This is a genomic window from Stenotrophomonas sp. 14P6.2.3, from assembly GCF_057799055.1.
This window is the reverse complement of record NZ_JBYOLA010000002.1, coordinates 53,725-73,565: the sequence shown is the minus strand read 5'-3', so window position 1 is coordinate 73,565 and position 19,841 is coordinate 53,725. Positions and strand designations below refer to the sequence as shown.

Below are 19,841 nucleotides of genomic sequence, written 5' to 3'. Positions count from 1 at the left end.
TGAACCCTTGCCGTCCCCCTCCTTGTAGGAGCGGGACGGCTGACGGTACCATTGCGAATCTTTTCCCTTTGTCGTGGGCGCGCTTCTTGACGGAGCGTCAAGCCGGTGGGGGATACCCTTCCACACGGTTCCATGGAGACTTAAAAAAATGTTGATCCTGACTCGCCGCGTCGGCGAAACCCTGATGATCGGTGACTCGGTGAGCGTCACCGTGCTTGGCGTCAAGGGTAACCAGGTGCGTATCGGCATCACTGCGCCGAAGGACGTCGCTGTGCATCGCGAAGAGATCTACCAGCGCATCCAGCGTGGTGACGAAGCCGGCAGCACCGGTGGTGAAAATTCTGCGGAATAAGGCTTTACCTTCGCGCGTGATTAACGTTATGATTCACGCCCCGCTGAGGTGCAACGCACCAGACGCGGAGAAAACCCCGGAGCGATGCCCGAGCGGCTGAAGGGGCTCCCCTGCTAAGGGAGTATAGGGTCAAAAGCTCTATCGAGGGTTCGAATCCCTCTCGCTCCGCCAGATACAAAGAAGCGCCTGCAGATCCTCGATCTGCAGGCGTTTTTCTTTTCAGCTCCCTCAAAGCTTCACGGTGACACCGACCTGGAACCCGCGACCGGGCAGCGGTGCGATGTACTTCAACGGCGAGTTGTGTGGGCGGGCGTCGTCATCCAGAAGGTTGCTGCCGTTGACGAACACTTCCATCCCAGCGATGTAGGCATTGCGTACTGGCAGCTCGCGGCTGACCTGCAGATCGACCAGGTTGAATGCATCCAGCGGAATCTCTTCGCTGACGTTGCGACCCAGGTACTTCTGCTTGTCGTAGTAGGTGCTGGAGAGTTGCACCTTCCAGCTGTCGCGCTGCCATTGCAGGTTGGCGCCATAGCGGTTGGTCGGCATGTTCGGCAGGTACTCGCCGTCGTTGTGCGCGCGCAGCGTGTCCGGGCGATCGGCGTGGTTCCTGACCAGATCGGCGAAGGCGGACAGATTCAATTTTCCGTAACCGCCAAGATCGAGCGCCTGCGACGCATCGATCTCGAATCCCTTCACCGTGGTGTCGGTCTGCTTCCAGTACTTCAGCGGCAGGCGATTGGCCATCTGCATGCCGGAGTGGCCCTGGTAGAGGTAGTTGTCGTACTTCATCCGGTAGGCGGTGGCCGACAGCGCGAAGCCGCCAAGATGAAACAGTCCGGTCAGCTCCAGGTTCTTCGCGCGTTCCGGCTCCAGGTTCTGGTTGCCTTCTTCCTGGGTCATCACCGAGTAATGCGCGTTGCTGGCATACAGCTCGTTGATCTCCGGTGCGCGCTGCGAGGACGAATAGCGCACCTTGGCGGCGAACAGCGGGCCGAGTTCGACATACGAACCCAGGCTGTAACTGTTGAGACGATAGGAGCGATCCTGCAGCGTGGTGTTGGCAGCATTGCGCGAGGTCTTGAAGCGGCTGGGCTGCAGGTCATGGTCCACGCGTTCATGGCGGACACCGGCATCGAAGGAAACCCAGCCGAAGTCGAGGGTTTCCTTCAGGAACACGGCGTTGCTGCGCGTTTCCACATCAGGCAGGTAGCGCAGCGTGCCGCTGCCGGTGACGTCGCGCGCCTGATGGCTCAGGCCCAGCACGCCGCTGAGCGGCCCGACGGGTTGATGTGCCAGCAGCAGTTCGGCCTGGGTGCTCTGGAAGTCGTAGTCGTTGGCCCTGGTCGAGCCCAGGCGCTCGCCCGAGGTGTTGTCCAGTGTTGAAACCCGCAGTTCGGCACGTTCGACGTACGGCAGCGGGTCCCGCAGCAATGCTTCCAGGGCGTAGCGCTGCTGTTTGATCACCACGCCCACCGGCAGGCCGTCGGCAGGGTTCGCGCCGAAGGACAGGTTCTGCATCGAGAAGCCCGGCACACCGTATTCGCTGTCCTTGGCATCGATGCTGACGCCGACGTAACCGCGATCGAAGAACCAGGTCGAGCCGAGTGCCACCTGCGAACTGCGTGAGTAGCTGTTACCCAGCCGATGGTGGTAATCGGGGGTCACATCGTTGTTGATCTGTTTCTGTACGTACGAAGGCGTGCCGGCGACATAGGCCGGGTTGACTGGATTGAGGTAGGTGCGGCGCTGCCAGACCGAGGTCGGGCTGTTGGTGTAGAAGGAAAAATCGCCATCGGCCCAATCGGGGTTCTCGGTCATGAACTGGTCGATGTAGGGTTGCGAGGCCTTGTTGTAGAGCTGCTGGACGCGCGCTTCCTTCTGGCAGCTGTCGGCCAGCGCCGAATTGACACCGCCGGTGGCCGGGAACAGGCGGGTGTTGCAGACGCCGGCCTTGCTGTTGCCGGGAATGTCGTAGTACGAGATGCGTTGCCGAGAGACCTGCAGGTTCGTCGAGACATTCCGCTGGTTGTTGAAGTTCATGCGGAAACCCTGCGCATCGGCCGCGTTGAAACCTTTGCGCAGGACCAGTTCCATCGACTGGTCCTTGTCCTCCATCGTGCGCGAGATCAGACCGGAGTCGATGTCGACGCTGCCGCCGATGGCGTTGCCGCCGTAGCGAACGGTATCGGAGGATTTGTTGACGGTGACGCTGCGCACGAACAGCGGGTCAAAGGGAATGCTGATGTCGCCGCTGAAGGCGTTCATGCCGAGGATGGACTGGCCGTCCTCCAGGATCTGCACGCGGTTGCCGCTGAGGCTGCGGATGACCGGTGCGCCGGCGTTGGGCCCGAAGGCGCTGTTCTGCACGCCGGAGACATGTTCAAGCATGCCGCCGAGGGTGCGGTTCTGGGCCTGCGAGGCCTCGACCGTGACGATGCTGTCGATCCGGGAGGGCTTGCTTGCCTCGACCTGGACGGCGGGCAGGGTGGGGTCGTCGCTGGCATGGGCGTTGTGGACGACGAAAAGGATGGCTGCAGCAAGCAGGTGACGACGCATTACACACTCCGTGAAAAGAATGTGAAATGTTATAACGTAACTATTTAGGTTCACAAGCCGGAGGGGGACGGCGCAGGGGGGGATTGGGCCTGGCCATCGCCGGCAGCTTGGTCGCTTGCACGACCGGACGTTGGCGCGCAGCATCGGCCATTGCCGGTACCCCAGACCGCACCCTGCAGCACTTTCTCCACTCGAAAGGAGCCTCGCATGAAGCTGTTGTCCGCCGCGTTGCTGTCCGTGGCCCTGCTGCAGGCGATGCCTGCCCTGGCCGAGAGCCCGAAGTCCTCGCCGCTGCTCGGCCGCTGGTCGCTGGATATCGCCACGTCCGCGCTGCCTGAAGCACAGCGTCCGCAACAGGTCGTGCTGGAATTCAAGGATGCCGGCGCGGGCAGGTGGAGCTCGCACGTGGATATCGTCCTGCATGATGGCAAGACGATGAAATCCGACGGTACGCTGGCGTTGGATGGCACGCCCGCATCGCTGATGGGCAGCTACGGCGCCAACCAGGCGACGCTGAAACTGCCGGCGCCGAATACGCTGGTGATGCAACTGGTCGATCACGGTTCGCCGGCCTCCACTCGTGTGTATACGGTGGCCGCTGATCGTTCAACGATGACCGAAACCAAGGCGTTCTTCGGTCATGACGGCACGCCGATCCTGCAGACCAACCTGTTCAAGCGGTTGCCGTAACGGTGTGATGCAGCGACACCCGCAGAGGCGCGCTCTGCGGATGCCGTTGCTGCGCTGTCATGCAGCGGCGGGGTCGCGCTTGCTGGTATCGATCCCGTACCGGTCGATCGCCTGCTGCAGCAGGCTCCGTTCGACATGTCCGTCATCGGCCAAGGCCTTCAGTGCCGCCAGCACGATGAAGTGGTGATCGACCTCGAAGAACGTCCGCAGCGATTCGCGTGTATCCGAGCGGCCGAAACCATCGGTGCCGAGTGCGATGAAGCAGCGATCGCTGATGAAGGGACGGATCTGGTCGCCGACGATCTTCATGTAGTCGGTTGCCACCACCACTGGGCCAGCGTGGTCCTGCAGGCACTGCTGCACGTAGGGGACGCGCGGCTCGTCAGCCGGATGCAGCAGATTCCAGCGCTCGACAGCCAGGCCGTCGCGGCGCAGTTCGGTCAGGCTGGTAGCACTCCAGACGTCGCTGGCGATACCGAAATCCTGCTGCAGAAGATCGGCGGCGGCCAGCACCTCGCGCAGGATCGAGCCACTGCCCATCAACTGCGCGCGAGGCTGTGCAATGGTGTCGGCAGCGGCGGGGCGCAGCAGATAGAGGCCCTTCAGGATGCCGGCTTCGGCGCCGTCGGGCAGGGCCGGGTGCGGGTAGTTCTCGTTGAGCAGGGTGATGTAGTAGTAGATGTCTTCCTGGTCCACGTACATGCGGCGCAGGCCATCGTGGATGATCACCGCCAGCTCGAAATTGTAGGTCGGGTCATAGGACACGCAGCTGGGAATCACCGAGGACAGCACGTGGCTGTGGCCATCGTCGTGCTGCAGGCCTTCGCCCATCAGCGTGGTGCGGCCCGAGGTGGCACCAAGCAGGAAGCCGCGGGTGCGCGCGTCGGCTGCTGCCCAGGCCAGGTCGCCGACGCGCTGCAGGCCGAACATCGAATAGAAGATGTAGAACGGAATCGTGGCCAGGCCGTGGTTGGCGTATGCGGTACCGGCGGCGATCCACGAACAGATCGCGCCGGATTCGTTGATGCCTTCCTGCAGGATCTGGCCATCCTTGGCCTCCTTGTAATAGCTCAGCTGGCCAGCGTCCTGCGGCGTGTACAACTGGCCGAGGTAAGAGTGGATGCCGATCTGGCGGAACAGGCCTTCCATGCCGAAGGTGCGCGATTCATCGGGCACGATCGGGATCACCAGCCTGCCCAGCTCGGGGTCCTTGAGCAGGGTGGTGAGGATGCGCACGAAGCCCATGGTGGTGGACTGGCCGCGATCACCACTTCCCTGCAGTTGGACGTTGAACGTGGACAGCGGCGGCAGTGGCAGCGGATCGACCTGTGCCAGGCGTGCCGGCAGCTGGCCGCCCTGCGCCTGGCGACGCTGCGCGAAGTAGAGCGCCTCCGGGCTGCCCGGCGCCGGGCGCAGGTACGGCATTTCCTCCAGCTGTTCATCGCTGATCGGTAGATCGAAACGGTCGCGGAAAGCGCGCACCGCATCGGTGCTCATCTTCTTCAACTGGTGATTGATGTTCTGGCCTTCGCCGGCCTCACCCATGCCGAAGCCCTTCACCGTCTTGGCCAATACCACGGTCGGCCGGCCCGCGGTGTTCACTGCCTGCTGGTAGGCGGCGTAAACCTTCTGCGGATCGTGGCCGCCACGTGCCAGCGCCCAGATCTCGTCGTCGCTCATGTGCGCGACCAGCGCCAGCAGTTCCGGGTAGCGTCCGAAGAAGTGCTCACGTACATAGGCACCGCTCTGTGACTTGAAGGTCTGGTAGTCACCATCGACGCATTCCATCATGCGCTGGCGCAGCAAGCCGCTGTGATCGCGTGCCAGCAGGTCGTCCCAGCCACCGCCCCAGATCACCTTGATCACGTTCCAGCCGGCGGCACGGAAGGTGCCTTCCAGTTCCTGGATCACTTTGGCGTTGCCGCGCACTGGTCCGTCCAGGCGCTGCAGGTTGCAGTTGACCACGAACACCAGGTTGTCCAAGCGCTCGCGCCCGGCCAGTGAAATGGCCGCCAGCGATTCGGGCTGATCCATTTCACCATCACCGAGGAAGGCCCAGACCTTGCGGCCCTGGTGCTGCTTCAGCCCGCGGTATTCCAGGTAGCGCATGTAACGGGCCTGATAGGCCGCGGTCAGCGGGCCCAGGCCCATCGATACGGTAGGGAACTGCCAGAACTCCGGCATCAACCGCGGGTGCGGATACGAGGACAGGCCCTCACGCCCGGCTTCGCGGCGGAAGTTGTCCATGCGCTCGGCGCTGATGCGGCCTTCCACGAAGGCACGGCCATAGATGCCGGGTGCGGAATGGCCCTGGATGTAGATCATGTCGCCGTCGAAGGTGTCGGTACGGCCACGGAAGAAGTGATCGAAGCCTACGTCATACATGACCGCTGCGGACTGGTAGGTGGCGATGTGGCCGCCGACGTTGGAATGCTTGCCGGCGCGCAGCACCATCACCATGGCGTTCCAGCGGATCATCGCGTTCAACCGACGCTCGATGGCCAGGTCGCCCGGGTAGGCTGGCTGGCGCTCGGGTGGAATCGTGTTGGTGTAAGCGGTCCATGCGCGGATGTGCAGGTCGCCATGCTGCTGCACGTCGAGGTCATCGAGCTGGTCCAGCAGATAGTGCGCGCGCGGCCGGCCGCCGGCTTGGATCACCGCGTGCAGCGACTCGCGCCATTCGCGGGTTTCCTGCGGATCGATGTCGAGAGGGAAGTGTGCCTGGTTCATGCTGCGTCTCCAGAGAGCGCCGGCCGGCAACTGCGCGACACCGCCGGCAGGGCGACAGCTCTGGAGCGGAGTCGCGCCGGCAGGGCCGTGGCGCGGGGGCGGCCTTGGTGGCTGCCGGGGAGACAAGCGTAGGCGGCGCATGGGTTGGCCGGTAGACAGGTGAGGGTTGGGTCTGCGCGAACCTGCGCTTTGCCCGGCGGCGCTGCAATGCGGTTGTCATCGTCGGTGTGCACCCTGCTGGGTTTTCCAGCCTCGGGGTGGTTGGTCGGTTGTGAACAGCGTCAGGATCTGGGAGAAGAGCTACGCCCTGCGGCGCCGCCTGCTGCGTGGCTTCTTCCTTCGGCGTGGTTCACAGGCTGCCGATGCCGAGGATCTGGCGCAGGAGGTCTACCTGCGCCTGCTGCGCAGCACCGGCGAAGACGCCGCGGCGATCGAGAACCCTGAAGCCTATCTGTTCGCGGTGGCAGCCAACCTGGCCCGTGAACAGGCACGTTCGCGCTCCGGCCTGCCGCAGATCGAGGATGTTGATCTGCTGGCCGAGGTGCTCAGCAGCGAGGAGGACATCGAGGGTGATTTCGAGCGTGCGCAGCGCTGGAGCGGGATCCGCGGCGCCATCGCGCAACTGCCACCCACGACGCGGCGGGTGATGGAACTGCACTACCGCGAAGGATTGGATTGCCAACAGGTTGGGGCGCAGCTGGATGTGTCGGTGCACATGGTGCGCAAGCACATCGGCAAGGGCCTGGATGCCTGCAGGAAGGCGCTGGGCGCCGGGAAGGACGGATGAACCGGCAGGAGCCTGCAGCGATGGATGACGAGGTGGCCGAACAGGCTGCGCAGTGGTTCCTGTGCAACCGCGAGGGTGAGCTGAGCGCCGTGCAGCGCGCCGAGTTCATGGCGTGGATGAAGGGCTCGCCCGAGCACGTGCGCGCGTACCTGCATGCCCTGCATCTGCACCGGCAGGTGGGCGCGGCGATGTCGGTGCACCCGCAGGAACAGGGAAGCAGGGCAGTGCTGCCGATGCTGCCGGCAACGGCGAAAGTGGTGCCGTTGTTTGCCGCGCCCGTGTCCGCGCCGCGCGCCGTGGTTGCAACACGAACGCGCCGGCCGCTCTGGAGGCGGGTGGCTGCGGTGGCGTGCGGACTGTTGCTGGTGGCCGGTCTGCTGCCGTGGCTGATGCCGCGCGAACAGATGCTGGTCGCCGGGCACGGGCAACTGCGTGAGGTGGTGCTGGCTGACCAGACCCAGGTGCGGCTGAATGCAGACAGCCGTCTGCGGGTGACCATCGGCTGGTTCAGCCGCCGCGTCGAACTGCTGCAGGGCGAGGCCACGTTTGATATCGCAGCGGATCGCCGGCCCTTCGAGGTACGGGTCGGTGATCTGCAGATCCGTGACATCGGCACCGTGTTCGATGTGTCGCGCCGGTTGCAGAGCACGCGTATCGGCGTGGTATCCGGCCAGGTGGAGGTCTGGACCGCCGGTGATGGGCAACGCCGGCTGGCGCAGCTGCCCGCCGGGCGGGTGGTCCAAGTCGATCATCTCAGCCATGCGGTGCAGCCGCTGGAAATACCGATGTCCATGCTGCTGGACTGGCAGCAGCGCCGGGTGTCGTTCCGTGATGAGCGGCTGGACGAGGTGGCGGCTGCGTTCAACCGGCACAACCAGGTGCAGGTGCGGGTGACCGATGACGTGGCGCGGGCGGCGCGCCTGTCGGGCAGCCTGGAGGCGCACCGGGTCGCTGCGCTGCAGGCATTCCTGCAGCGGGACGCGCGCTTCGTCATCCGCCGCGAACAGGACACGGTATGGGTCTCCAGCCGCTGATCCCGGTTGGGCGATGGGCTGTCAGAAAAAATTCATCGAATCGGCGTTCTCCACTTCCGCCGATGCCGGCTCTTACTTGGGAGAAGCCGCTGTCGAATGTCGACGCAGCAGCAGTCCTCTCTCCTGCAAGGAACCGTGATGCGCAAGAAGCTCTATCTGTCGGTGGTACTGGCCTTGTCTCCCTGCCTGGGCGCACATGCGCAGGCGGTGTCGTCCAACGGGCTTGAGACCAAGGTTACTGCAGCGATCGCCGCGCAGCCTTTGAGCCAGGCACTGGAGCAGCTGTCACGCAGCTCCGGCGTGCAGTTCCTGTATGCCGGCGCGGGCAATGCACCCATGGCGGGCGCGGTACCGCGGGGGGCCACCGTCAAGCAGGCGCTGGACACGCTGCTGGCCGGCACCGGCCTGCGCTACACGGTGCTGGACGGCAACGTGATCGCCATCGATGCGGCACCGGCACAGCGCGAAACCGGGCCGGCCGCACCGGCACCGCAGCAGCCGCAAGCCGTGGTCGCTCCGACGCTGGGAACGATCAAGGTGATCGCCGCCCATGAGGTGATCGATCAGAAGAAAACCTCGCCGGTGATCAAGGATTCGGTGATCTACGATGAGATGGACAGCTACGGCGATGAGACGCTGGCCGAGAGCCTGATGGCCGCGCCCGGTCTGAGTGCGGTGGAAGATGCGGGCGAACCGCGCTATGTGACCGTGCGCGGCGTGCAGGCCAATCTCAACTACACGACCATCGACGGCATCGCGATCGCAAGCGTGGGTGGCAGTGGCGCCGGCGAGCGCATGAACAACCTGCAGCTGATTCCCAGCGACATCGGCACCCGCACGGACATCTACAAGAGTTTCAGCGCCGAGCAGGCACCGGATGCCATTGGTGGTGTGATCGACATCATCAGCCGCAGTGCCTTTGATCGCTCCGGCAAGTATGTGTTCGCCGACGTGGCCGGCATCTATTCCACGGCCGAGACCAATGTGGGGCGCAGCGCGGGCGGCGACCACAAGACCCTGGGCCACTTCGGCAAGAGCGCCAAAGCGGTGTTCTCCAACCAGTTCGGTGCCGATGACCAGTTCGGCATCGTCGCTGTTGCGCGCTATGAACAGCGTTCGCGCAACAGCGTCAAGCGCTGGGTCGAATCGAACTATTACTACAGCGATGCCGGCAAGTACCTCACCGATGGCACTACCGGCCCGGATGAAGCGAAAGGCTGGAACGGCCTGCGCGCGCCGGGCAACTTCAGCACCGGCACCTACACCAACTACATCACCAACTTCGGTGGTTCGGCCAAGCTGGAATGGAAACCGTCGGACGATCCGTTCTATGCCTCGCTGCTGCTGTACTCGTACCGGTTCTACGAGAACTCGACGATGAACAAGACCGATCTGTATGGCAACGCCAAGTTCCCGATACGCAACCAGAGCGAGGACGGCGGCACCACCCAGATCAACAGCATCTACATCAAGAACCGCCATGACCGCTGGGACCGCAGCAATCGCGGTGCGATCGCCAGCTTCAACTGGGATATAGGCGACCTTTCGCGGCTGACCCTGCGCGCCGGCCACACCGAAGAGACCTTCCACAACACCCAGGTCTACTGGGGCGTACGCGCGTACCCGAGCAACCTGTTCGTCGACTATGCCAACGACAGCCATGGCTTTCCGAACGCGGTGGGCGTCTCGGACTCCAGTCTGCTGACCAGCTCGGCGTTCAAGCTCAATCCTGCGCAGGCCTACATCTCGCCGCGCGACGCCAAGGAGAGCATCGACAACCTGCGTGCCGACTTCAGCTACAACATCGATGCCGATGCGCGCGGCTTCGGTCTCGCTGCTGGTGCCGAGTATCGCCACCTGAAGATCTGGCAGGACATCGATTTCGATTACTACAAGACCAGCGCGACCCTGAACGACTATCTGTATCCGGGTTCGACCCTGCTTGGCAGCGTCCCCGGCTTCCCGCTGATCGACAACCGCAAGTGGCATGACGAGCTGTACCCGAAGCTGGGCAACAACGATGCGGCCTACCCGAATGCCGATTTCACCAGCGACTACAAGTACGTGGAGGACATCGCCAACGCCTACGTCTCGGCGCATTACGCCTGGGACCGGCTGCTGCTGATCGGTGGCCTGCGCTATGACCACACTACCTTCGATGCGTTCAGCCCGTTCAGCGATGATGGCGGTACCACCTACACCTCGGCATTCCGCAAGAGCAGTGGCGGCTACAACAACCTGCTGCCGTCATTGAATGCGACCTTCAAGCTGAGCGAGAACCAGCGCCTGCGCTTCTCCGCCAGCCGCACGCTGGGCCGGCCGACACCCAGCAACATCGCCCAGGCCACCAGCACCAGCTGTGGCGATGACGAGCTGGGCGGAGGTTTCTGCACCATCAAGCAGGGCAATGCCTCGCTGCAGCCGCGCCGCTCGACCAATCTCGACCTGGCCTGGGACCTGTATTTCAACGGCAACAACGGCCTGGTGTCGGTCGCGTTGTTCGACAAGGTCATCAAGGACGACATCTACACCCTGACCACGTTCGAGAACATCGGCGACGTCCGCTACCGTGTCACCCAGCCGATGAACACCGATGAGTCTACGCTGCGCGGTGTCGAGTTCGCGGTGGCAAACCGAAATCTGCAGTGGGGCCGCCACCGCTTCGACATGTACCTCAATGCCACCCGTCTGGATGGGCAGACCAATTACCGCATCAGCGATGGCAGCGAGCGCCGCCTGGACCGCCTGCTGTACCAGCCGGACTGGTCGGTGAACGGCTCGGTGATCTGGCGCATGCCGTGGAAGAGCTCGCAGCTGCGCGTGTCCGGCACCTACCGCAGCCGCATGCTGGTCGACTTCGGCGATACCCAGTGGCTGGACTCGTACTACGACCCGTACATGACCTTCAACCTGGCCTTCAGCCACAAGGTCAGCAAGCACGTGACGCTGAAGTACGAGGCGAAGAACCTGTTCAATACCCAGCCAACCTACAGCACCGGTCCGAACGGACGCTTCCGCACCGAGATCGATGACTACGGTCGCTTCTTCTACTTCCACATCATCTACAACTGAGGGCGGCCGTCTTGGATACGATCAATCGCAGGCGCTTCCTTGCCCTGTCGGGACTTTCCGCGTTGGGTGCGTGGGCCGGGACTGCCCGCGCGCTGGCTGCGCAGAGCGATGCGGCAGCACTGAATCCGCGCAATCTGCTGGCATCGCCGCGCTTTGCCAGTACGCCGTTCACCCTCGGCGTGGCGTCGGGTGATCCGTCGGCCGACGGCATGGTGTTGTGGACGCGACTGGCCACCGAGCCCCTGGTGTTCGGTGGCGGCATGCCCACCCGGCCGATGGTGGTGGGATGGCAGGTGGCCATTGACGAGACCATGCGCACCGTGGTGCGGCAGGGAACCTCGCTGGCCCACCCCGAACTTGGCCATGCGCTGCACGTGGAACTGGACGGCCTGCTGCCTGGGCGGCCGTACTGGTACCGCTTCACCGTGGGAGGCCATGCCAGTGCGATCGGACGCACCCACACCCTGCCTGCGGCGAACGCGCCGATCAAGCGCGTGCGCTTCGCGGTGGCCGGTTGCCAGCATTTCGAGGAAGGGCACTACACGGCGTGGCGACATATTGCCGAGGAACCACTCGATTTCGTGTTCCATTACGGCGACTACATCTACGAGGGCGAAAGCCAGACCGGCGTGCGCAAGATGAACGGTCAGCCGTTCACCAACCTGCGCAACCACGTTGGCCCACAGACCTACACGCTCGACGACTATCGCCGTCGCTACGCGCAGTACAAGACCGATACAGACCTGCAGGCGGCGCACGCCGCATCACCGTGGTTCGTGACGTTCGACGACCATGAAGTGGACAACAACTGGGCGGGTGCCGAAGACCAGGACGGTACACCCAGCGAACTGTTCCTGCTGCGCCGCGCACAGGCATTCCAGGCGTACTACGAGAACATGCCGTTGCGGGCTTCGTCGTACCCGCGCGATGGTCATATGCAGATGTTCCGGCGGGCACGCTACGGCACGCTGCTGGACCTGCACCTGCTCGATACCCGCCAGTACCGCAGCAAGCAGGTGGACATGGCGCAGCGCGGACAGGTGGAATCTGCCGAGCGCAGCATTGTGGGTGCGAAGCAGGAGCAATGGCTGTTCGATGGCCTGGCCGATGCCGCGCCGCGTTGGCACGCGATCGCGCATCAGGTTTCGCTGGGCAACTACATGCGCGAGAAGGACGGCGTGGTGCAGTCCTCCGATGACCAGTGGTCCGGCTATCTGTCCAGCCGCCGGCGCCTGCTTGATCACATCCAGAAGGTGGGCTTCGGCAACGTGGTGACCGCCTGTGGCGATGCACACCGTCACTATGCCAGTGACCTGGTGCAGGACAACACCGATTCCGGGGTGATCTCCAGCGAGTTCCTGGCGACCTCGATCAGCTCGGGCGCCGACGGGCAGGGCGTGGATGCGTATGCAGAGAACCAGCTGCGGCACAGTCCGCACCTGAAGGCGACGACGGACAAGCGCGGTTACGTGCTGTGTGATGTCACTCGCGATGCCTGGATCGGTGACATGAAGACCCTTGATACGGTCATGCGGCCGAACGGCACGCAGCAGAGCTGGAAGCGCTATGCAGTGGAGCACGGCCGGCCGGGGCTGCAGGAGGCCTGAGCCGGCTGTCCTGCCCTGTAGAGCCGGGCAAGCGCCCGGCTCTACGGAAGTACTTTCAGCCGTGTTCGAAGCGCAACGGTGCGGTGCCCATGGCGGGGTCGCTCGAACCAGGACGGCCATCTTCGGCACGGCCGGCCAGGCGTTGCTCGACGCCCTCCGAGTGCACGATCAGGTCGTACCAGCCTGCGGTCGGTGTCGGGTCCCAGGCCAGCACGGTTTCCGCGCCGGCCACCAGCTGCAGTTCCTGTGCCGGCATGTGGCCCGCGTAGGCGCCGCCCTGCACCTTGACCCTGCGCGCTGAAGGCGATGGGTTGCGCAGCACCAGCCGCAGCTGGCCGTCGGCACGCTCCACCTGTGCATGCAGCGGCGCGAGCACGCCAGCGCCGCGATAGTGGCGATGGAATCCATTCGGCCCCAGCAGCCAGAGGTCGTAACGACCCTGTGCATCCAGCGGCCAACGATCCTGCAACGGGGCACCTGGTACCACGGTGTAACGGCGCGGGATGGCGTCCAGACGCAGGCGGTCATAGACATGCAGCACGGCCGTGGCGCCATCGCTGGCCAGCTGCAGGGTGAGGCCCTCGCCATCCACCGACGTGGCCTGCACGTGCGGCCGATAGGGCAGTGCCCGCGCCGGACGCACGCCCGGCTCCTGGCGGGCCGGATGCAGGCCATCGGGCAGCGCAGGCACGGTACGGCCGGGCAGGGCGGCGGCGCGCGCTGCGACGGCGGTGACATCCGGCAGCGCCTTGACGAAGGGGCGGGTGTCGCGCTGGGCGAAGTCGAAGGCGTTGCTGAGATCACCGCAGACCGCACGCCGCCACGGCGAGATGTCCGGCGCGGCCACGCCGAAGCGACGCTCGATCAGGCGCAGCACCGAGGTGTGGTCGTAGACCTGCGAGTCGACCCAGCCGCCACGGCTCCACGGCGAAATCACATACAACGGGACACGCGGGCCGAGACCATAGGGGCGGCCGCGCAGCTCGGCGGCATCGTATTTCCCGTCGCCCGGTGCCGGATTGCGGTGGTACTCGCCCTCGGTGCTGACCGCCGATGCACCGGCCCAGCCATCGCCAAGCGGAGAGGGCGGTGCCGGCGGCGGTACATGGTCGAAGAAGCCATCGTTCTCATCGAACATCAACAGCAGGGCGGTGCGGCTCCAGACCTCGGGATCGGCGGTCAATGCATCAAGCAGGCGCGCGGTATAGGCGGCGCCCTGCGCGGGGCTGGACGGCCCCGGATGCTCGCTGCCGGCCGCATCGGCGATGATGAAACTGACCTGCGGCAGGCGGCCGCTGACCGCGTCCTCGCGCAGCTGCGCCAGACCACGGGTACTGACGCCGCGTGCGCGCAGCTCCGGGTCATGCCCCGGGTCGCCGCGATGCGCCTGGCGGAAGGCCTCGAATCCGGCCAGCGGGTTGTCGGTGAAGTTGTCGGCCATGTCCTGGTAGATCTGCCAGGACACGCCGGCCTGCTGCAGCCGCTCGACATAGCTGGTCCAGCGATATGACTCCGGATGGCCGCCCTGCTCGGGGAAATTGTCGTGCGAATTGGCGATCACCGGGCCGCCTGCGCGGGCCTGGGCATCGTTGTGGCCGGTCCACAGGAACACGCGGTTCGGGTTGGTGCCGGCCTGCATCGCGCAGTGGTAGGCATCGCAGAGGGTGAACGCATCGGCCAGGGCGAACTGGAACGGCATGTCGCTGCGCTGGAAGTAGCCCATCGAATGGTTCTGCTTGGCCTTGGGCCAGTGCGCCATGCGTCCGTGGTCCCACGCCTGCTGTGCGTCAGGCCAGGTGTGGGGCGTGCCTTCCACCCGCATGTAGCCGAAGTGCGCAGCGGTATCCAATGGGAAAGGGGCGATCGCGCGTTGCCCACTGGCGTCGGGCTGCAGCCAAAGGCTGCGCAGGTGGTCGCCGCCGGGCAGAGGGGGCGCTGGGGCCACGAAGCGGTCGCCGAAACCACGAACGCCCGGCAGGGTGCCGAAGTAGTGGTCGAACGAACGGTTCTCCTGCATGAACACCACGATGTGCTGCAGGTCCTGCAGGCTGCGCGTGCGCGAAGCAGGGGCGATCGCTGCTGCCCGGGCGATGCTGGGCAGCAGCGGCGAAAGGCCGGCGGCGACGCCGGCCTGCAACAGTCGGCGTCGGCCGGTATCGGTCACAGGGTCACACTCACAAGTCCACGCGGAAGGAGATGCCGACGGTGCGCGGAGCGCCGATGAAGGCGTTGTCGCGGCCGTCCACCCCTGCAAGATAGCGCTTGTCGGTCAGGTTGCTCACCACCAGGTTGGCGCCCATCCCCTTCAGGCGCGGCGACAGGGCCTGCAGGTCGAAACCGATGTTGGCGTTGAACACGGTGGCCGAAGGCAGCTTGTTGACGTTGGCCGCATCCAGGTAGCGCTCGCCGAGGTAGCGACCGGACAGGCCGAAGTTCCAGCTCTCACCCTGCCAGTCGGCCGACACCACCAGGATCTGCTCGGGCTGGCCGATCACCTTGGCACCGTCGACGATGCCCAGCTGCCTGTCGCGCGCGTCGTTGCCACTGCCCAGGTACTTGGAGCGGTTGTAGGTGTAGGCGGCATTGATGCGCCAGCCATTGTCCCAGCCGTAGCCGAAGGCCGCTTCCAGGCCGTTGCTCTCCACGCCGCCGAAGTTCTCGTAGACGCCATCGGTCTCGCCGAGGTAGTCGATGCCGCTGACCAGACCGGCCGGCAGGTAGACGATGCGGTTGTCGAACTTGATGTTGTACAGGGTGACCGAAGCGGTCAGCGGCCAGCGGCTGATGCGCATGCCCAGTTCGATGTTGTCGGCGGTTTCCGGTTCGACATTGCGGAAGCGCTGCGGATCGGTTTCACCCAACACCCCGGAGGGGATCGCCGCGAAGTTCTGCGAGTAGCCGGCGAACAGCTCCATGCCCTCCACACCCGGGGCCCAGGTAAAGCCGGTGGACAGCAGCGGATCGGACTTCGAATCGGACTTCACATTCTCGGTGGCGCCGATCACACGGCGACGGGACTGGTCGACGAAGAACTGCTTCACGCCGAGGCGCGCGCTGAACGGGCCGAAGCGGGCCACGTCCTCGACGTAGTACATCTGCTCATCGACCTTGTACTTGTCTTCGAACTGCACCCAGTAGGGCTGGTGGTCGAAGGCGATGTCCTGGCCGACGTTGAGCAGGCGGTGCCAGTCGCGGCGCACGGAACGGTCGAGCTTCTCCACCCACAGGCCACCGCGGATCGTATTGTCGATCGCGCCGAAGGTCTGCCGCCATTCGACGTCGGCGGTGACGCCCATGCGATCGTTGTCGTAGTGGGAGTGGCGATAGGACTGTGCGCCCTGCACATTGCCGGCGTAGCAGTTGGGGTCGTACTCGGCGCTGAAGCCGAGTCGCGGCGTGCAGTTGGCCAGACGCTGGGCGGAACTGCCATCGGGGTTCACGAAGTAGATCTGGCCGCGGTTGCTGCCGCCGTAGACCGTCCTGCCGCCAAGGTATTCCGACTGCGGGCGACCGGCGCCATCGTCGCTGACATCGGCCAGGTACGGCGGCAGCCAGTCACCGCGGCCCTGCATGCGGTGCCCGTAGGCAGCCATCGAGGCTTTGAAACCGTTGCCGCCATCGAACGCCGCGCGCAGGTAGCCGAAGGTGTTCTCGCGCAGTGCGCGCGAACCGGAGCGGTAGTTCTGGTCCAGATACGGAATGCCGGTCAGGGTGCCGACCAGGCCGTCGCGGTCCGGGTTGGTGGCGAAGCCCTTCGGTGAAACGCTGGTGTACTCCGGCTCGTCGGCATCGTTGTAGGACAGGTAGCCGGTCAGGGTCCAGCGGTCCAGTTCGGTGATGAACTTGCCGGCGATGTTGTCGTTGCTGGTGTGACCGGTGCCATCGATCCAGTCATGCACGCGCGCCGACGATGCGCTGATCCATGCGCGGGTGTGTCCGCCCAGCAGGCCTGTGTCGTAGCGTACGTAGTACTTGCGTGCTTCATTGTCACCGGCACCCACCACCATGCGCAGGCGCTGTTCCTGCAGTGGATCGCTGGTGAGGAAGTTCAGGGTGCCGCCCAGCGCTTCGTTCGAGCGCGAGGAGATATCGGCAGTGCCCTGGCTCACCTCCACCGTTTCCAGGTCGAGCGTGTCGATGTAGCGGTTGGCCAGCGAGCCGCCGCCATAACCGGAACCGCCATTGGGCAGGCCGTCGATGGTGGTGCCGATCTGCTGGGTATCGCGGTTGGTGACGAAGCCGCGCATGCTGATCTGCGTGCCCCAGACCGACGAGCCAGTGGCATCGGCTTCGCTGACGACCACGCCGGGCACTTCGTTGAGCGCGCCATTGACGCTGCTCAGCACGGTCTGCCGGTTCAAGGTTTCCTGCCGCACCGAGGTCTTGGCATAGCTGGTGGCCTGGCCGATCACCTGCACCTGGTCCAGGGTCCGCGCGTCGGCGCTTCGCGTATCGGCTGCATCGCCCTGCGGTGCTTCAGCCAGGGCATCCAGTGCGGGAGCAATCAGCAGGGCAAGCAGCGAGATACGGGGAAAGCGCGCAATCGTTCGCATCGAAACCGGACCTTCAGGGGAGGAAAGTCCGGGAGTGTCGGCAGCGCCGATGACATGGCGGTGACGCGCAGATGCAGGGAGTGTGTTGTGTGACGGCCGGCAACACCGGCGGCGTCCCTCAGTAGCGCGCATCCTTCGGTTTCGGGTCGCGTGGCCAGTCCTTGGCCTTGCCGGCGAAGTCCGGGCGCGGCTGGTGGATGAAGTAGCTGGCGATATCCACCGCATCCTGGTCGGGCATCACCTGCTGGCCCAGTGGCGGTTCACGGGTCACTGCCGGCGGCATGTTGTGCTTGACGAAGCCAGCGGCCTTGTACAACCGCGCCATGCCGGCACCGATGTTGAAGCTGCGCTCCCCCCACAACGGCGGGAACGCGATATCGCCGCTGGCATCGCGCTGGCCTTCGCCGTTGTCGCCGTGGCAGGCAGCGCACTGCGCGGCATACAGCGCCTGCCCACGTATCGGGTCCGGCGTCAGCGTGCTGTCGATCGGCCCTTCGCTGGGCGCGGCCACGCGTGCACCCTCCGGTACCGGGCGGCTCAGCCACGCCATGTATTCCAGCATCGCGCGCATCTCCGGTGCATCCTTGGCCAGCGGTTTGCCGTTCATCGAACGCTGCAGGCAGCCGTTGATGCGCTCGGCCAGATCGATTTCCCTGCCCGGGCGCGGCATGTAGCGCGGGTAGCTGCCACCGCCGGTGTTGAAGTAGTGATTGCCGAACGGTCGCTTGCCTTCGGCCATGTGGCAGGAATTGCAGTTCAGATCGTTGCCGACGTTGTCCGGCAGCAGGCGTGCGGTCTCGTTGAGCAGGCGACGGCCGAACATCACCGCGTCTGCGTTGCCGAGGCTGGCGATCTCTTCGGCACTGGGCACGTGGTACTGGCCCACCACCTGGCCGTGACCGTCGAGGATATCCAGAGTCCTCGCCACCTCCGCATCCAGGTCCGGGTACAGGTGCTGGTACAGCAGCGTGCCGGCGCCGGCCAGCAGCACCGCAACCACTGCGCTGGCGATCATCGCTCTGGAACGCTTCTTCGAACGCCTCATTGCGCCGTCTCCTGCGGGACCACATGCACCGGCTTGTCACGCACCACCCGGCGCATGCGCGCCACGTCCAGTTCGCTGACCGCGCTGGCCTGGTTGCCCCAGCTGTTGCGGATGAAGGTGAGGATGTCGGCGAGCTGCGCATTGGGCAGCTGCTCGAAGCCCGGCATGGTGAACGCCATCCGGTCATGCGGCGTGTGCGGCGTGCGTCCACCGATCAGGGTTACCTGCACCAGCGAGCTGGGATCGTCGGCGAACACGATGGAGTTGCCGGCCAGGGCAGGGTAGACCCGTGGCATGCCACGTCCATCTGCACGATGGCAGGCCTGGCAGTGTTCGGCGTAGGCCAGCGAACCGGCCACCCGGTAGTCACCGCCGCGCAGTGCGGCAGTAGTGGTGTCGGTGCCCGGCGTCCACTGCGCGCTGCGGCCTTCGCGTGCTGGCAGCTGCTTCAGATACCGCGCCATCGCCAGCAGATCGGCGTCGGACAGGTACTGCGTGCTGTGCTCGACCACATCGGCCATACCACCGAAGGCCGCGGAACGATCGGTACGGCCGGTGCGCAGGAACTCGACGATCTCGGCTTCGCTCCAGCTGGCGAGGCCAGTTGATTCGTTGCGCAGGTTCTTCGCATACCAGCCTTCCAGCACCGACCCGGACAGGAACTGGCGGCTGCCGTCATCGGCCATCGCCTTTTCCTGGAAGGCCAGCCCGCGTGGGGTATGGCACGCGCCGCAATGGGCCAGGCCTTCAACCAGTTCGGCGCCGCGCTGCTGGCCGGCATCCAGGGTTGGATCGGGGGTGAAGCTGCGCGGGCGCGCGAACAGCAGCTGCCACCAGGCAAGCGGCCAGCGCATGTTGGCCGGCCATGGAATGGTGCTGTCAGCGTTGTCCTGCCGGACCGGCTGCACTGCGCCCATGAAGTAGGCATACAGCGCCTTGATCTCGGCATCGCTGGCGATCACGTACGAGGCGTAGGGCATTGCCGGATACAGCGGCTGGCCGTCATGGCGGATGCCACGCCGTACCGCGCGCTCGAAATCCGCATAGTCGTACGCGCCGATGCCAGTATCTGCGTCGGGGGTGATGTTGGTCGAGTACAGCGTGCCCATCGGCGTCTGCATGCCGAGCCCGCCGGCGAAGGGCTTGCCGCCCGGTGCGGTATGGCAGGCGGCGCAGTCGGCGGCACGTGACAGATACCGGCCCTGCTCGATCAGGGTCGGGTCGTGGATATCGACCTCGGCCTGTTGTCGTGGGGCGAACCAGTACGGTGTGCTGCGGGCGATGCCGTAGGCGGCGGCCAATGTGGCGGCCAAGGCAATGGCGAGCTTGAACGGGGTGCGCATGCTGGCACTGTGGCCATTCGTGCGAAGGCGTTCATTGATCCGGATCAATGCTTTGGCCGGTCGCTACAT

General features: G+C 65.0%; 12 protein-coding genes and 1 tRNA gene. 7 read left to right on the top strand and 6 right to left on the bottom strand.

The features are described 5' to 3' along the window. The first annotated feature begins 148 nt into the window (after positions 1-148). A complete protein-coding gene (gene csrA, locus AC27VL_RS02055) occupies positions 149-352 on the top strand; it encodes a carbon storage regulator CsrA (protein ID WP_025878924.1) in 204 nt (67 codons plus the stop codon). A gap of 78 nt (positions 353-430) precedes the next feature. Beyond that, positions 431-523, top strand: a tRNA-Ser gene (locus AC27VL_RS02050). Positions 524-580: 57 nt separating this feature from the next. On the opposite strand, the gene AC27VL_RS02045 is transcribed toward AC27VL_RS02050, so the two are convergent. Next, complete coding sequence (locus tag AC27VL_RS02045; RefSeq protein WP_488765426.1) at positions 581-2,911, bottom strand: TonB-dependent receptor; 2,331 nt, start codon at positions 2,909-2,911, stop codon at positions 581-583. Positions 2,912-3,118: 207 nt separating this feature from the next. Here AC27VL_RS02045 and AC27VL_RS02040 point away from each other — a divergent pair, with 207 nt between their 5' ends. Further along, complete coding sequence (locus AC27VL_RS02040; RefSeq protein ID WP_488765425.1) at positions 3,119-3,601, top strand: LuxR family transcriptional regulator; 483 nt, start codon at positions 3,119-3,121, stop codon at positions 3,599-3,601. Between the two features lie 57 nt (positions 3,602-3,658). Here the strand turns inward: AC27VL_RS02040 and aceE are convergent, their stop codons facing one another. Further along, positions 3,659-6,331, bottom strand: coding sequence for a pyruvate dehydrogenase (acetyl-transferring), homodimeric type (gene aceE / locus AC27VL_RS02035; RefSeq protein ID WP_488765423.1), 2,673 nt, complete (start codon positions 6,329-6,331; stop codon positions 3,659-3,661). A 271-nt stretch (positions 6,332-6,602) separates the two neighbouring features. Here aceE and AC27VL_RS02030 point away from each other — a divergent pair, with 271 nt between their 5' ends. From AC27VL_RS02030 to AC27VL_RS02015, 4 genes are all read left to right on the top strand, one after another. Then, complete coding sequence (locus AC27VL_RS02030; protein ID WP_089240285.1) at positions 6,603-7,118, top strand: RNA polymerase sigma factor; 516 nt, start codon at positions 6,603-6,605, stop codon at positions 7,116-7,118. Next, positions 7,115-8,152 (top strand): FecR family protein, encoded by a 1,038-nt coding sequence (locus AC27VL_RS02025; protein ID WP_100552153.1) that lies wholly within the window; start codon positions 7,115-7,117, stop codon positions 8,150-8,152. Before AC27VL_RS02030 ends, AC27VL_RS02025 begins: the two co-directional genes overlap by 4 nt. Before the next feature lie 138 nt (positions 8,153-8,290). After that, complete coding sequence (locus tag AC27VL_RS02020) at positions 8,291-11,224, top strand: TonB-dependent receptor (RefSeq protein ID WP_488765422.1); 2,934 nt, start codon at positions 8,291-8,293, stop codon at positions 11,222-11,224. An 11-nt stretch (positions 11,225-11,235) separates the two neighbouring features. Continuing rightward, positions 11,236-12,831 (top strand): alkaline phosphatase D family protein, encoded by a 1,596-nt coding sequence (locus tag AC27VL_RS02015; RefSeq protein WP_488765421.1) that lies wholly within the window; start codon positions 11,236-11,238, stop codon positions 12,829-12,831. A gap of 55 nt (positions 12,832-12,886) precedes the next feature. Here the strand turns inward: AC27VL_RS02015 and AC27VL_RS02010 are convergent, their stop codons facing one another. From AC27VL_RS02010 to AC27VL_RS01995, 4 genes are all read right to left on the bottom strand, one after another. Further along, positions 12,887-14,995, bottom strand: coding sequence for a phosphocholine-specific phospholipase C (locus tag AC27VL_RS02010; RefSeq protein WP_488765420.1), 2,109 nt, complete (start codon positions 14,993-14,995; stop codon positions 12,887-12,889). Positions 14,996-15,005: 10 nt separating this feature from the next. Further along, on the bottom strand, positions 15,006-17,384 hold the full coding sequence (locus AC27VL_RS02005) for a TonB-dependent receptor (RefSeq protein WP_100552157.1): 2,379 nt from the start codon (positions 17,382-17,384) through the stop codon (positions 15,006-15,008). A gap of 118 nt (positions 17,385-17,502) precedes the next feature. Further along, entirely contained in the window at positions 17,503-18,429 is a 927-nt protein-coding gene (locus tag AC27VL_RS02000) for a c-type cytochrome (protein ID WP_488765419.1), read from the bottom strand. Next, positions 18,426-19,772 carry a c-type cytochrome gene (locus tag AC27VL_RS01995; protein ID WP_488765418.1) on the bottom strand — a complete coding sequence of 449 codons (1,347 nt, stop codon included), beginning with the start codon at positions 19,770-19,772 and terminating at the stop codon, positions 18,426-18,428. The genes AC27VL_RS02000 and AC27VL_RS01995 overlap by 4 nt, the downstream gene beginning before the upstream one ends. Between the last annotated feature and the right edge of the window lie 69 nt (positions 19,773-19,841).

Excerpts from the sequence above, each read along its gene's own strand:
- csrA (WP_025878924.1), top strand. The coding sequence starts at position 149 with ATGTTGATCCTGACTCGCCGCGTCGGCGAAACCCTGATGATCGGTGAC.
- AC27VL_RS02045 (WP_488765426.1), bottom strand. The coding sequence starts at position 2,911 with ATGCGTCGTCACCTGCTTGCTGCAGCCATCCTTTTCGTCGTCCACAAC.
- AC27VL_RS02040 (WP_488765425.1), top strand. The coding sequence starts at position 3,119 with ATGAAGCTGTTGTCCGCCGCGTTGCTGTCCGTGGCCCTGCTGCAGGCG.
- aceE (WP_488765423.1), bottom strand. The coding sequence starts at position 6,331 with ATGAACCAGGCACACTTCCCTCTCGACATCGATCCGCAGGAAACCCGC.
- AC27VL_RS02025 (WP_100552153.1), top strand. The coding sequence starts at position 7,115 with ATGAACCGGCAGGAGCCTGCAGCGATGGATGACGAGGTGGCCGAACAG.
- AC27VL_RS02020 (WP_488765422.1), top strand. The coding sequence starts at position 8,291 with ATGCGCAAGAAGCTCTATCTGTCGGTGGTACTGGCCTTGTCTCCCTGC.
- AC27VL_RS02005 (WP_100552157.1), bottom strand. The coding sequence starts at position 17,384 with ATGCGAACGATTGCGCGCTTTCCCCGTATCTCGCTGCTTGCCCTGCTG.
- AC27VL_RS02000 (WP_488765419.1), bottom strand. The coding sequence starts at position 18,429 with ATGAGGCGTTCGAAGAAGCGTTCCAGAGCGATGATCGCCAGCGCAGTG.
- AC27VL_RS01995 (WP_488765418.1), bottom strand. The coding sequence starts at position 19,772 with ATGCGCACCCCGTTCAAGCTCGCCATTGCCTTGGCCGCCACATTGGCC.